We start from the raw sequence: 13908 nt of genomic DNA on the forward strand, positions 1-13908 counted from the left end.
GCTTCCGGCTCCATGTTCCGATCCTAGGGGGTTGGAAGTAACGACCCGGGTGCTCGGGGCACCCGGGTACTTTACTTCTTAGTAACGATAGTGCTCGGGCTTGTACGGGCCGGCGACGTCGATGTCCAGGTACTCGGCCTGGTCCTTGGTCAGCTCGGTCAGCTCCACGCCCAGGGCGTCGAGGTGCAGCCGGGCCACCTTCTCGTCCAGGACCTTGGGCAGGACGTACACCTGGTTCTCGTACTCGCGCCGGCCGTCGGCCTGGTCCTTCTTGGTCCACAGCTCGACCTGGGCGATGACCTGGTTTGCGAAGGAGTTGCTCATCACGAAGGACGGGTGCCCGGTGGCGTTGCCCAGGTTCAGCAGGCGGCCTTCGGACAGCACGATGATGGAACGTTCCGCGTCGGTTCCGGCCTCGAACACCCATTCGTGCACCTGCGGCTTGATCTCCACCTTCTTGATGCCGGGGGTCCTTGCCAGCCCGGCCATGTCGATCTCGTTGTCGAAGTGCCCGATGTTGCCGACGATGGCCTTGTTCTTCATCCCGGCCATGTGCTCGGCCATGATGACGTCCTTGTTGCCCGTGGTGGTGATGAAGATGTCGCCCTGGGCAAGGACGGTTTCGAGCCGGGCCACCTGGTAACCGTCCATCGCTGCCTGCAGCGCGCAGATGGGGTCGATTTCGGTCACGATCACACGTGATCCCTGGCCGCGCAGCGCCTCCGCGGCGCCCTTTCCGACGTCGCCGTAGCCGCAGACGACGGCGACCTTGCCGCCCATGAGGACGTCCGTGGCCCGGTTGATGCCGTCGGGCAGGGAGTGCCGGATTCCGTACTTGTTGTCGAACTTGCTCTTGGTGACCGAGTCATTGACGTTGATTGCGGGAAACAGCAGCTTTCCCTGCTCAGCGAGCTGGTACAGGCGGTGGACACCGGTGGTGGTTTCCTCGCTGACGCCCTTGATGGTGGAGGCGGTGCGGGTCCACTTCTGCGGGTCTGCTGCGATCGAGCGGCGGATGACGTCGAGGAAGATGCCGTATTCCTCCGAGTCCGTGGGACCGGCGGACGGGACGTTGCCGGCCGCTTCGAATTCCACGCCCTTGTGCACCAGCATGGTGGCGTCGCCGCCGTCGTCGAGGATCATGTTGGGACCCAGCTCGGGGTTGGATTCCGCGCCGGGCCAGGTGAGGATCTGTTCGGCAGTCCACCAGTATTCCTCAAGCGTTTCGCCCTTCCAGGCGAAGACCGGCACGCCCTGCGGGTCCTCCGGGGTGCCGTTGCCCACGACGACGGCTGCCGCGGCTTCGTCCTGGGTGGAGAAGATGTTGCATGAGGCCCAGCGAACCTCAGCACCCAGCGCGGTCAGTGTTTCGATCAGGACGGCGGTCTGCACGGTCATATGCAGCGAACCGGCGATCCGGGCACCCTTCAGCGGCTGGCTGGCGCCGAATTCCTCGCGCAGGGACATGAGGCCGGGCATTTCATGCTCGGCCAGGCGGATCTGGTGGCGCCCTGCTTCAGCCAGGGAGATGTCGGCAACTTTGTAGTCGAAAGTCATGGTGGTCCTTTGCTGTATCCGGTGCTGCTGTGTCCGTGCTGGACGACGCGGTGTTCTGGCGCCTGCGGCGCCAATGAGTGCGGGGGAAGCCGTGCGGCGCTAGACGGCGGAAGCGGCCTGTCCGGGCTGATGACGGTCGGAATCGTGCTGGTCCGAGCCCGCCGACGTAGCCGCGGCCAGCAACTCCGGCGGCAGGAGGAGCGGGATGCCGTCCTCGATGGCGTAGCGGGGCTTTGCGCCGCTTTCCGCGGCGGCGGTGGCCACCAGCTCGTCGCCGTCCTGGACCAGGGGTGAACCCGTCACGGGGCAACGCAGGACGGACAGCAGTTCAGGACTAATCTTTGGCATTGGGTTCATGCTCCCTGGCGGGCGCGCTGGCGCCGGTAGCGGACTGGTGTGCAGGTTCCAGCGTACCGCCAGACCGGCTTCAGGACGGCTCGCGCAGGACGCGCAGGTGGCCCCGGCGGGTACCCTCGGTGCCGGCCGGGGCTTCCAGTGCGGCGTGCGGGCCGCGCTGCGCCGGCTGCTGCTGGGCCTGGACAGGCAGTGCCGCCGCGTCCCTGACCGCGTTGGCGAGGGCGAGCAGGTCATCGGGGCCGGGCTGCTGCGGCGTGGACGGCATGGCCAGCCTCAGCACCTCCCAGCCACGGGGCACTGTGAGCGAATCGGCGTGCTGCTCGCAGAGATCGTAGCAATGCGGTTCAGCGTAGGTGGCCAAGGGACCGAGGACGGCGGTGGAGTCCGCGTACACGTACGTCAGGGTAGCCACCGCTGACTGGCGGCAGGCAGATCTTGAACACTGACGGATAGCTCCCACGACATCCCAGACTACTCGCTGCCGCCGCCAAAAAGCCGCATTGCCGCCCCGGACGTGACGCGTCTTCGCCTCAAGGGGAATCTATCGCGTTAATCATTTCCCGGGTTTACAGTCAATGTATGCAGTCATCGAACCAGAAATCAGGCTTTACGGTCCGGTTGGCTGACCCGGATGCCCGCAAGGACCAGGGTGGAGAGTCCGCAGGCAGGAGCTTCATGCAGCGCCGGCGGAACCGCCATGGGCGCGGCCTCCGGGGTGAGGTGATGCTGCCCACGCATCCCGGGTACCGGACCCGCTCGGACCGCTTTGATGACATGGTCCTGGACTCCGCACAGCGGCTGCACGACATCTGGGGGAAGACCCTGGACGGTGTCAGGTTCGGCGTCGACGAGATCCCCCCGGACCTGGAACTCCTGGCTGCCAGTTCGGCGCCGGTCCCCATGGGGTCCTACTCCCCCGCCACCGATGAGGATGGACCGATGATCACGGTGTATCGCCGGGTGGTGGAACAGGCATGCCCCGGGGTTGAGGAACTGCAGGACCTGGTCCATGACGTCGTGGTGGAGCACACCGCTGAAATGCTGGGCGTGGCCCCCGAAACCCTGGACCCTGTGTACCGGCGCCGCTACTGACGCCCGCCCCCTCGGGCGGGCCGCCGCCGTTGCACCGGCGCCGGCCTGGCCGGCACGTCTAGTAGCTGATGGTGACCGGCACGGTTTCCTGCCCTGCGGCTGCCGGCTGGAAGGCGAGGGTGGCGACGTCGTTCCGGCCGTCCTGCTGGACCAGCACTGCGCCGTAGGCGGCATCGCCCGATGCCGACACGACATAGCCCACCACGTCGGCGTCGTCGGCCTTGTCCGGTACGGCAATGGTCGCGGTGGTTCCGCCGGCAATATCGGCCGTGGCCGGCGCGCGTACCTTCCCGTCCGCCGTGATGGCGGAGTAGCTGATGCTGGCCCGGGTGCCCAAGGCGCCAAAGACCAACTGGCGGCTCCCGCCACGGGGAACCGGCACCACGTGCTGGCTGCCCAGCCGCACTCCTGAGGCGGCCCAGGCGACGTCGGCCGGCTGGTCCTCCTGGAGGCCGCGGCTGATGCGCGTCGAGGCAACGAAGGAGACGTCGGACTCCGCCGACACGGTGTAGTGGCCCGCCGGAATGCCCGCCAGGGAAATTTCGGTGACGGCGCCGGCTTTGGCCGTGATTACCCCGCCGGAGGGAAGTGGCTTCTGGCCGTCCCGGCCGTACAGTTTGACCTCCACGACCGCATCAGCGGCACCGGGAACCGTGACGTGCAGGGCGGGCCCCGCGTCCTCGTAGCCTGACTTTCCGGTCAGCGCGGAAATTCCCGCCGGGTCCTGGATATCCACGCCTGTCATGACCTGGCGCACGGCCGGAGCGGCACCGGGGGCGATGAAATCCACGCCTCCGGGTGTCAGCCCGCGCAGGACGCTTTGCTGGATGGCCGCCGCCACGGGACCACCGGCGCTCCGTACCCGAACGCTGAGCTGTTCCTCCCCCGGCGCCAGGCCTGCCAGCACCACGGATCGTGTGGTGCCGGGAGCCACCAGCAGGCCGCGGCTGCCGGGCGCCTGGATCTGTCCGCCACCGCCGAAGAGTTCCAGGCTGACGGTGGCCGGTGTGCTGGAGGCGTTGGTGAGGAGCAATACCGAGGCGCGACCCACCGTGGTGCTGGCTCCGGCCAGCCACTGGTCGTTGGAGGGCTGCTGGCAGTTGGCCGCAGCGCTTCCCTGCAGGTCGCCGTCGGTGGCACTGAACTTCATGGCACCAGCGGCGGAAGCCTGCTGGTTGGCCAGGGCATCGGCACTCAGCACTGTCATCTGGTCCACCGACCGGCTGGCCACGGTGCCTGCCAGCAGTTCCTGGCGGGTCCCTTCGGCCGGTGGCTGTCCGGGGTCTCCGGCGATATCAGCGGCGGTCTTTCCGTCCAGCTGTGACAACCGGCTGGCCGGCAGCACGCCGGATGCGCCAAGGACGGCAGCGGTCACGCTGGTGGCGGCTGTGGCCGATACCGGGCTGAACTGCGGATCGGTTCCTGCCTCCGTGCCTTCCAGCAGCCGGGCCGGCCCGGGACATACCCCAACGCTTTCCCCTGCCGGGACGGCTGCCACCGCAGCCGGAATGGTGCGTGCGGATTCGGGGGCAGGGAGCACCGACCCGGCGGCCACCACTGCGCCGGTTCCGGCAAGGACGAGTGCTGCGGTGGCGGCGCCGGTGAGGGCACCGGGACGGCGCTTGCGGCCGGGACGTTCAGCCTCCGGCCCGCCGGGGATCTGTTCAGTCCCGGCGGTCTCTGCGGACATGGTGTGCTCATGCATTCTGCTGTTCCTTACGCAGGGAACCCTCGTCACGGGAAAGGCCGGTCCGCGGCCGCCGGGCGGGCATGGGTATGGCCAGCATGATGGTCAGCCCGAACACGACGCCCTGGGCAATTCCTGCCCAGGGGGCCCACGGGTTTTCGTACCGGATGGTCAGCTGGCCGCCGGAAGCGGGCAGCGTGAAGGCCTGCGACCATTCGGACGTGGTGGACGTCAGCTTCCGGCCGTCGAGCCATGCGCTCCAGCCGGGTGCCGCCCGCTCCGCCAGGACCGCCAGGCGGCCCTCGGGCCCTGCCGGGACCGGGGCGTCGACGCCGTCGAACGCGGACGGGACCAGCGCGACCGTTGCGCCCTGGGCATTCACGATCCGGACCCGGTGGGCTATGTCAGCGGGCTGCAGTACCGGCTGGTTGAGGGGGGTGACCCGCCAAAGCCATCCGACGTCGGTCTGCCCCACAGCCACCAGGCCGGGTACCGCGTCCATCCTGCTTGCGGTGAGCTGGGCTGCCGTGTCAGCGGACCGGAGGACCACAAAGCCCACACCGAGCTGTTCGAGGTCGCTGCGGGGGTCCACTCCCTGCCCGGCCACCAGCGTTGCGACGGACCGGCGGACCGCTGTGGTGACGTCGTCGTCATCGCGGACCGTTTCGGCCCCGGGCGCACCCAGGATGTTGCGCGCGGCGGCGACAGCAGAAAGGCCGTCCAGCGTGGTACCGGCCCCGCGCATCAGGGCGGCGTCAAACGTGCCGTTTTCGCCCGTGCTGATCAGGAGCGTCCGTGTCTGCTCCGGCCCGGTTCCACGGTCAATGGCCGTCGCGGGAAGGGTGCGCGGGCTGGCAGCCTCGACAAGCCGGTGGGTACCCCAACCGGAATCCCCGGGCTCGGCAGTGCCCGTCACGGCGGGCGGCTCGGCCGGGGACCCGGCGGCCGAAACAGTTGCCGGGCGAAGCAGGTTCCGGGCGGACCAGGCGGCCATCCCGGCCAACGGGCGAACGAGGAGCAGCACCATGCCAAAAGCCAAGGCCGAGCGCACGGCCGTCCTCCGCCTGGCCGGGCCGGCTGCCGCCTTGTCCGCCACGGTGAGGAGTTGTTCGGCACCGAGGAGCGCGGCGCCCAGGAACGCAAACGAGGCAGCAGAAACCACAGGACCCGTAAAGGGCGTCACCAGGGTGTCAGCGTCCATGGCGACGGCGACATGTGAAGCGAGCCAGCCTCCTGCCAAGGCAACCAGGGCTGCGGCCCACAGCACCTTCGCCTTCGTGGCCCGGTGTCCGCTGAACAGCCCGGCGACGGCAAGCGCCAGGACCGGGACGGCCAGGAGGAGTGCCAGCAGCAGGGCCCAGGGCAGGGTCCCGTCCTGGAAGTAGGGCAGTCCATCCAGGCCTTTATCCGGCGCAAACTCCAGCGGCTGGCCCAGGATCTGCTGCCAGAGCGGCGCTGCATCGAAGCCCAGCGGCAGGCCGGGATCTGCAGGAGCGCCCGAGGCTTGTCCAGTACGGACAGGCCGAACGGGACGAAGAGCGCGGCACTTGGCAGCAGCGCCCACCAGACGGTGCGGCCGCGGCGGCCCAGCACGACCCCGCAGAACACGACTACCGCCGCGGCGGGGACCAGGAGTGAGGGGGCAGCAGCGGTAACGACGGCCATGGCGAGGCCCGCTGCCGCGGCCGCGGTCCATGACGGCGTACCGTTGATTCCGGGCCTGACCGGGGGTCTATCGCCGCGCCGGTCAGCCGGCGCAGGGAGGGAAAAGCGCCCATGGCCCACGGCCGACCCGGTGGCACGCAGCAGGGCGAGGACAAAGAGCGGGATCATGACATGCGCCACCAGGGCGCCGACGCGCCCCTGGTTCAGGGCTGCCTGCAGCGCAGGCGCGGCCGCCCAGAAAAGGGCTGCGGTGAGGCGGAGCCGGCGGCGGACCGTCAGCCCTCCGGCTGCGAACCAGGCCGCGAGGGCGGACAGCGGCGTACCCAGGAGCAGCAGCCAGGCCATGGCAGCGTTGCCGTCGCCGCCGCCGAGGACGCCGATAAGCCACAGGACGTAGCCGAACGGGTCTCCTTTGCCCGGAAGACCAGCGCCGAGCGTGATCCACCAGTTGGACGCGTGGTTCCAGATATCCCCGAGCGCGGACGACACAGGGATCAGGGCACCGCCGGCTACCGCATCGGCGCGGAAAAGCCCTGCCAGGCCGAGCAGCGATGCCACGGAAGCAACGATGACCGCCGCGAGGGCACCGTTGCCCACCCAACCGCGTTTGGTGGTTGCCAGGGCGGCAAAATCGTCGGAAGCGTCACCGCTGGGCTGGTGTGCCAGCGGGTCCTGCTCGAGGTCGTCAGCCTGGCTGCCGTCCGAGCCGATGGCTTCCATCAGGGACCGCCGGTGGCTCCAGACTTCCCGCCGCGGTGTTTGCAGCTTGCGGATGACTGACCGGCGGATCCGGCGCGTCTGCCGGGCCGTCCGCCGTGCACGGACCACTGCCCGGGGCCTGCCCAGGGCAGCGAAAGTGGCAAGGAACTGGGTAATACCGTGGCCCGGGTCCTTCAGCGCAATACTCACTACCAGTCTGAAGAGGCTGCCAAGGAGTGCGCCAACGGCATGGACGGGAACCATCCATGCCGGGGCGTGCTTCAGCCGCAGGTGGACCTGCGCCTTCCGTGCCGCTGCCGGGTTGCCCAAAGCGTGTGGCCTGTGGCTTACATGGAACATGCGCGCCGCGGGAACCACCACCACCCGGTGGCCCGCCAGGCGGTTGCGCCAGCAGAAGTCGACGTCGTCGCCGCTGCCGGGGAGTGCGGGGTCGAAGCCGCCCAGCTGCTCCCAGATGTCGCGGCGGACCAGCATGCCCGCGGAATTGACGGCGAACGTATCGCTGCGGCCGTCGTACTGACCCTGGTCGAGTTCGTCGGCATCGATCAGGGTGAGCCGCTCGGCCCAGCGGCTGGTGGAGAGTCCGACGTCGATCAGGCTGCGTTCCGAGTGCCAGTCCAGCTGTTTGCAGCCTGCGACGGTGACGGAGGGTGCCCGCTCCACCGCGCCCAGCAGTTCGGCCAGCGCTTCGGGGGCGGGGGCGGCGTCGTCATGCAGCAGCCAGATCCATTCCTGCCTGCCGTCTTCGGTGCTGGCCTTCCGGGCGGCCGGCGCCGCCAGTCCGGCGGACACCGCGGCTCCCATGCCGCCTTTGCCGCGGTCATGGCTGACCACGCTGGCCGCACCCATCGCCCGCTCAAGCAGGGCGCGGGAGTTATCGCGGGAGCCTGTGTCCACGCCAATGGCGCGGTCCACGGGCCGGGTCTGGTCCGCCAGGGCTGACAAGGTTCTGGGCAGGTAGTCACTGCCGTTATGGGCGACCACAACGGCAGTGACAAGGACATCCTGGTGAATTAGATTGCTCGCTTCCTCAGCCGCCGGCGCTCACGCTCGGACAGGCCTCCCCAGATGCCAAACCGTTCGTCGTTGGCCAGGGCATATTCGAGGCACTGGGACCGTACGTTGCAGGCACCGCACACCTTTTTGGCGTCGCGGGTGGAGCCGCCCTTCTCCGGGAAGAACGCTTCCGGATCCGTCTGGGCGCACAAGGCGTCAGTCTGCCACCCAAGCTCGCCTTCGTCGTCGAAGTCCTGCTGGAACGGCAGTCCGATCCAGACGGGCTGCACGGTTTCAGGTGCGCGCACTTCCATGGGCGGATCAAGTTCGTCTTCGGGGTCCTGTCCCCGGCCAGGAGGGCTTCATGCGCCGCAAGGAATGCCGTGGCCTGGTCTTCGAGGAGGCCGCTGGCATCACGGTTGTACCGCTCCGCAGCCCCGGGATCCGCAGGGTCCACGAACCAGTCACCTGGCACCCCCCGTGCACGGTACTTTGCCGTTGCCTGACCGGCCACGACGGCATCTTCCTGGATACGCTCTACATGCCCCACGGCGACCCTCCTGATGTTTCAGCCCCTGCCTGGATACGCAGGCACTCGGTTGTGTGCCGGTATTTACGCAGTCGCTTTAGATACCTAATTACACGCGTGTAACTAGGGCGAGTCAAGCCGCTGCCGGGATAATAATCAGTGAACTTCCCCAACGACCGTCACGCCACGCCCGGGATTTTTCCTCCCCATCCGTGGAGCAGACCGCATGGGACCCCCGTGACTGCGGAAACGGGCCGAAAAAACCCGCAATTGCGCGAAAAATACCTCGAAACCGGACAAATAGCAAGCACGCTTACCTTCTCCTGTGAGAAATATCACTTTAAGCCTTGGCATCTCCTGATGGCATGCACCCGGTGACCGCGTCCTGCGCCAGTGGCAGGATGGTGCCATGACTACACCCGCGCTCGATTTGATGGCAACCCTCCGCTCAGGAAATTCCACCGCTCCACGCCTTACTTGGTATGGACCGGACGCGGAACGCGTGGAGCTCTCCGGCCGGGTCCTGGACAACTGGGTGGCCAAGACCAGCAACCTGCTCCAGGACGAACTCGACGCCGCCCCGGGTATGCGCCTGCGGCTGGAGTTGCCGGCCCACTGGAAGGCACTGGTCTGGGCGCTGTCCGCGTGGCAGCTTGGCCTTGAGGCGGTGCTCGCGGAACCAGACGCCGATTTCCTGGTCACCGCCGACCCCCAGTCAGCAGACGGTAACTACGACGCCGTCATCGCGGTTGCGCTGCCCGCCCTCGCTATGCGCTGGTCGGGGGAGCTCGCACCCGGCTGCATTGACTACGCGGCCGAAGTCCGCAGCCACGGCGACGTCTTCATGTCACACGCCGACCCGGACCCGCGTGCCTGCGCCATCGTGGACAGCCGCGGCAGGGGGCACCTGCACGGGGAACTGTTCGATACCTTCGCTGTGGCCCACGAGGAGGGCGTGCGGCTGCACATTCCTGCCTCTGACGGCCTGGAAAAAGCCCTGGCCCATGCCCTCGGCGCCTGGAAACAAGGAGGTTCCGTCGTGCTGACCCATCCTGATGTGGAACTGACGGACAAGTTGCTGGCAGCGGAACGCATCCACGGCAGCTGACGAGTTGGCCGGACGGAACCCTACTGCTGGGTTGGCCTGTCCGGCGAAGGCTCGCGCTCGGCCGCGGCCGCGTGTTCCTTCTGGTGGTGGTGGATTTCGATGAGTTCGTGGTCGTGCGAGAACTCGGGCTCCTGGTCGAGCTCTTTGTTGAAGACGAGGAAGCGGTAGGCAAAGAAGCGCACCACTGTGGCGACCAGGATGCCGAAAACGCCGGCAAAGAACAGCAGGTTCTTGTCCGTGACCCCCAGACCGTACTTGGCCAGCGCAGTGAAGCCCGTGGAGATGCCGATCCCGATGCCGTTGATCAGGATGAACATGAGGAATTCGCGCAGGACGTTGTCCTGGCGGCGGTGCCGGAACGTCCAGAACCGGTTGGCAATCCAGGAAAAGACCGTGGCTATTGATGCACCCACGAACCTGGCTTTGGCTTCGCTGTCCGACATGGGGCCATGCATCAGGTAGTACGTCAACCCGTTGTCGATGACGAACGCCACACCGCCGACAGCGCCGAACTTGGCCACTTCGCGCCAAAAAAAGCGAGGCCAATCCCCGGATACGATCTGCTAATGCGTTATACATGACCCTCCATGGCCGTCCAAACTATGGGCCACCTGGCCAGAGGCCCATTTTAGCCCCCAAAACATGGAGCCAGCCCCCTAAGGATGCCCGGGGCAGCCCCACGTTACACAAAATCGCTTCCCCAGCCGCTGCCGGAAGCCGGGATACCGGGCGGTCTTCGGTAGGCTGGCCCATGTGACTTTTCCAGTAATAGGTGTGGTTGGCGGCGGCCAACTTGCGCGAATGATGGCCCCAGCAGCAACTGCACTCGGCTTCGAACTCCGTGTCCTGGCTGAAGGAGACGACGTGTCGGCAGTAGCCGCGGTCTCCACGTCCCCGGTGGGCGACTACAAGGATCTGCAGACCCTGGTTGACTTCGCCCAGGGTCTGGACGTGTTGACGTTCGACCACGAACACGTGCCCACGGACCACCTCCGGGCCCTGCAGGAAGCCGGAGTGAACGTCCAGCCGGGGCCCGACGCCCTGGTGCACGCGCAGGACAAGCTGGTGATGCGCGCCGCGATCGACAGGCTGGAACTGCCCAATCCTGCCTGGGCCTCAGTGGACAATGTTGCGGACCTGGTCAGTTTCGGTGACGCCACCGGCTGGCCTGTGGTCTTGAAAACGCCCCGCGGCGGCTATGACGGCAAGGGTGTCCGGGTCATCAATTCGGCGGAGGAAGCAGCCGGCACCGAAGACTGGTTCCAGGCGATGAGCCCCCCTCCTGGCCGAAGCCAAGGTTGAGTTCACCCGGGAACTGTCAGCGCTGGTCGCCCGGACTCCCGACGGCGAGGCACGGGCCTGGCCGGTTGTGCACACCATCCAGGTGAACGGTGTCTGCGACGAAGTGATCGCCCCTGCCCTGGACATCCCCGTGGAGGTTGCCGCGGCTGCCGAGGACGCAGCCCTGCGGATTGCCGGCGAACTGGGCGTGACCGGAGTGCTGGCTGTGGAGATGTTCGAAACCCCCGGTGTTGGTGCCGGCTTCCTGATCAACGAACTGGCCATGCGCCCCCACAACACCGGGCACTGGACCCAGGACGGGGCAGTGACCAGCCAGTTCGAGCAGCACCTGCGTGCCATCCTGAACCTGCCACTCGGTGCTACCGATGCCCTCGCCCCGGTGACGGTCATGAAGAACTTCCTTGGCGGCGGGAACCAGGACCTGTATTCGGCGTTCCCGCTGGCGCTGGCCAGCGAACCGGCCGCCAAAGTGCACTGCTACGGCAAGTCCGTGCGGCCGGGCCGGAAGATTGGCCACGTGAACCTGATAGGCGCGTCAACGGCCGACGTCGATTCAGTCCGGCGCCGCGCCACCATGGTGGCAAACATCATCCGCGACGGGCGGGCAGCGGCGGACGAAGCGCCACACACTTTCGAGGAGACTGCATGAGCGCCACAGCAAACCCCGCCGCAAGCCCCCTGGTGGGTCTGGTCATGGGCTCCGACTCCGACTGGCCGGTGATGGAGGCTGCGGCGGATGCCCTGGCCGAATTCGGAATCCCATTTGAAGCGGACGTGGTTTCCGCCCACCGGATGCCGACCGAAATGATCCGGTACGGGCAGACAGCCCATGAGCGCGGCCTGCGGGTGATCATCGCAGGAGCGGGCGGCGCCGCCCACTTGCCGGGAATGCTGGCCAGCGTCACTCCCCTGCCGGTCATCGGTGTTCCGGTTCCCCTGACGACCCTTGACGGCATGGACTCGCTGCTCTCGATTGTCCAGATGCCCGCCGGTGTGCCGGTTGCCACCGTATCGATCGCCGGCGCGCGCAACGCCGGCCTCCTGGCGGTGCGGATCCTCGCTGCCGGTACCGATGAGTTTGCCGCGTCCCTGCGGACCGACCTGTTGGATTTCGCGTCCGACCTCAACGCCGTGGCCAGCCGCAAGGGGGCCAACCTCCGGCAAAAAGTCAGCGAAGTCTTCGCTGAAGGCAACGGCTCCCAGCGGGGCAGCCGTTAGGACCGCCGGCATGTCCAGCAGCAAAGTTCCACAATCGCCCACCGACACCGCGTTGACGGATCCGGTCCGCTACCCGGTCAGCGCCTCCGGTCCGGTCCGGACCAAGCGCGCCTTCGTCCTGATCCTGCTGACCCTCCTGGTCCCGGGCAGCGCCCAGCTGGTGGCTGGTGACCGTAAACTGGGCCGTGCCGCGCTCCGCGTGACGCTCTGTGTATGGGCCGCCCTGCTGCTGGCCGTCCTTCTCCTCATCGTCAACCGGCCCGCACTGGCCACCCTGGTCACCAACCCGTTTGCCTCGCTGGTGATTGTCATCGTCCTGGTGGCCCTCGCCGTTGGCTGGGCACTCCTGTTCATCAACACCCTGCGGCTCATCCGTCCCGTGCTGCTGGCGCCGCGGGCCCGGCCCGCCGTCGTCATTGCCCTGGTGCTTGCCCTGGTGGCGGGCAGCGGCTCGCTTGGCTACGCCGCCTACCTGCTCAATGTCAGCCGCAACGCCATCGGCAGCATCTTCTCCTCGGGCCCTGCCATTGACCCTGTTGACGGGCGCTACAACTTCCTGATGATGGGCGGCGACGCCGGCGAGGACCGGACGGGACGGCGTCCTGACAGCCTCTCGGTGCTGAGCGTTGACGCTGAAACAGGCCAGACGGCCATCATCTCCGTCCCCCGGAATTTCCAGAACGCGCAGTTCACTGAAGATTCGCCCATGCGGGCCATCTATCCCGACGGTTATGACTGCGGCGACGAGTGCCTGATCAATGCGATCAACACCGAGGTCACCAACGAATACGCGGACCTCTACCCGGGTGTGGCCGATCCCGGAGCCCAGGCGACCATGGAAGCCGTCTCCGGAACGCTGGGTATGACCATCCAGGCCTATGTCCTGGTGGATATGGAAGGTTTTGCCACGCTCATCGACGCCATGGGCGGCATCAGGATCAAGGCCGGCGGCTGGGTCCCCATGAGCGGCTACTTCGACGATTACAGCCAGACCCACGGCATGCCCCTCGGGTGGATTCCGGCCGGGGAGCAGACACTCGATGGCAACAGGCCCTCTGGTACGGCCGGTCACGCGAATACGTTGACGACTACGCCCGCATCCAGCGCCAGCAATGCGTCCAGCAGGCCATGCTGAAGCAACTCGACCCGGCCACGCTGCTTGCCAAGTTCGAGGACATCGCCAAAGCCGGCACCCAGGTGGTGGAGTCCAACATTTCCGCCTCGCAGCTTGGCAGTTTCCTGGACCTGGCCATCAAGGCGAAAGGCCAGGACGTCAAGCGGCTCACGATCGGCCCGCCGGACTTCGACGCTTCCTTCTCCACGGTTCCGAACTTCGACGAGCTCCACGAGCGCGTGGACCAGCTGCTGGCCTCCGCGTCCGCACAGGGCGCCCAGTCGGCAGGAGTGGCCGACGACGTCATGGTGGTACCGGCGGCAGGCGCCGGGCCTGTCCAGGCGGCAGGGACACTGCCCGCCACCATCGCCGCCGGCGGCAGCCTGCCGCAGCAGCCCACGCCGTCGGACTTTACCCCGGTGACCACCACACCGGACGGCGAGCCCATCACCGAAGAGCTCCTGACCCAGCTCAAGCGGGCGGGAAACGAAGAGGCGATCCGCCAACTCGTGGCCACCAACGGCCAGTGCGCAGCGCTGTAACCTTCCGCAACCCGACTCAAA

At 67.3% G+C, this 13908-nt stretch carries 7 protein-coding genes and 5 pseudogenes; 5 read left to right on the forward strand and 7 right to left on the reverse strand.

Annotated features, from left to right (window positions below; translation table 11 throughout):
- Positions 1–78 precede the first annotated feature (78 nt).
- The 3 genes from ahcY to ACPEE0_RS13605 all read right to left on the reverse strand — a co-directional run bounded on the left by ahcY (position 79) and on the right by ACPEE0_RS13605 (position 2374).
- Positions 79–1557, reverse strand: a complete 1479-nt coding sequence (gene ahcY / locus ACPEE0_RS13595; RefSeq protein ID WP_133351011.1) for an adenosylhomocysteinase — start codon at positions 1555–1557, stop codon at positions 79–81.
- A gap of 99 nt (positions 1558–1656) precedes the next feature.
- Complete coding sequence (locus tag ACPEE0_RS13600) at positions 1657–1905, reverse strand: Trm112 family protein (RefSeq protein ID WP_009356243.1); 249 nt, start codon at positions 1903–1905, stop codon at positions 1657–1659.
- A 79-nt stretch (positions 1906–1984) separates the two neighbouring features.
- On the reverse strand, positions 1985–2374 hold the full coding sequence (locus tag ACPEE0_RS13605; RefSeq protein ID WP_035751569.1) for a DUF3499 domain-containing protein: 390 nt from the start codon (positions 2372–2374) through the stop codon (positions 1985–1987).
- A 119-nt stretch (positions 2375–2493) separates the two neighbouring features.
- On the opposite strand from ACPEE0_RS13605, the gene ACPEE0_RS13610 reads away from it, so the two are divergent.
- Positions 2494–3006 (forward strand): metallopeptidase family protein, encoded by a 513-nt coding sequence (locus ACPEE0_RS13610; protein WP_354175457.1) that lies wholly within the window; start codon positions 2494–2496, stop codon positions 3004–3006.
- Between the two features lie 58 nt (positions 3007–3064).
- Here the strand turns inward: ACPEE0_RS13610 and ACPEE0_RS13615 are convergent, their stop codons facing one another.
- From ACPEE0_RS13615 to ACPEE0_RS13625, 3 genes and pseudogenes are all read right to left on the reverse strand, one after another.
- Positions 3065–4711, reverse strand: coding sequence for a DUF5719 family protein (locus ACPEE0_RS13615; protein ID WP_009356241.1), 1647 nt, complete (start codon positions 4709–4711; stop codon positions 3065–3067).
- Positions 4704–8062 (reverse strand): annotated as a pseudogene (locus tag ACPEE0_RS13620) (glycosyltransferase). The gene ACPEE0_RS13615 and the pseudogene ACPEE0_RS13620 overlap by 8 nt, the downstream one beginning before the upstream one ends.
- Before the next feature lie 29 nt (positions 8063–8091).
- Positions 8092–8624: pseudogene (locus ACPEE0_RS13625) on the reverse strand (WhiB family transcriptional regulator).
- Between the two features lie 388 nt (positions 8625–9012).
- Between ACPEE0_RS13625 and ACPEE0_RS13630 the strand changes: the two are divergent.
- Positions 9013–9711: a TIGR03089 family protein gene (locus tag ACPEE0_RS13630; RefSeq protein WP_009356238.1), complete on the forward strand. Its 699-nt coding sequence runs from the start codon at positions 9013–9015 to the stop codon at positions 9709–9711.
- Positions 9712–9731: 20 nt separating this feature from the next.
- On the opposite strand, the pseudogene ACPEE0_RS13635 reads toward ACPEE0_RS13630, so the two are convergent.
- Positions 9732–10290: pseudogene (locus ACPEE0_RS13635) on the reverse strand (GtrA family protein).
- A 222-nt stretch (positions 10291–10512) separates the two neighbouring features.
- Between ACPEE0_RS13635 and ACPEE0_RS13640 the strand changes: the two are divergent.
- The 3 genes and pseudogenes from ACPEE0_RS13640 to ACPEE0_RS13650 all read left to right on the forward strand — a co-directional run bounded on the left by ACPEE0_RS13640 (position 10513) and on the right by ACPEE0_RS13650 (position 13887).
- Positions 10513–11662 (forward strand): annotated as a pseudogene (locus ACPEE0_RS13640) (5-(carboxyamino)imidazole ribonucleotide synthase).
- Positions 11659–12231 carry a 5-(carboxyamino)imidazole ribonucleotide mutase gene (gene purE / locus ACPEE0_RS13645; protein ID WP_424574647.1) on the forward strand — a complete coding sequence of 191 codons (573 nt, stop codon included), beginning with the start codon at positions 11659–11661 and terminating at the stop codon, positions 12229–12231. Before ACPEE0_RS13640 ends, purE begins: the two are co-directional and overlap by 4 nt.
- A 10-nt stretch (positions 12232–12241) precedes the next feature.
- A pseudogene (locus tag ACPEE0_RS13650) lies at positions 12242–13887 on the forward strand (LCP family protein).
- Positions 13888–13908 lie beyond the last annotated feature (21 nt).

The sequence above is a fragment of the Arthrobacter sp. SD76 genome (genome assembly GCF_049726125.1).
GTDB lineage: Bacteria > Actinomycetota > Actinomycetes > Actinomycetales > Micrococcaceae > Arthrobacter > Arthrobacter nitrophenolicus.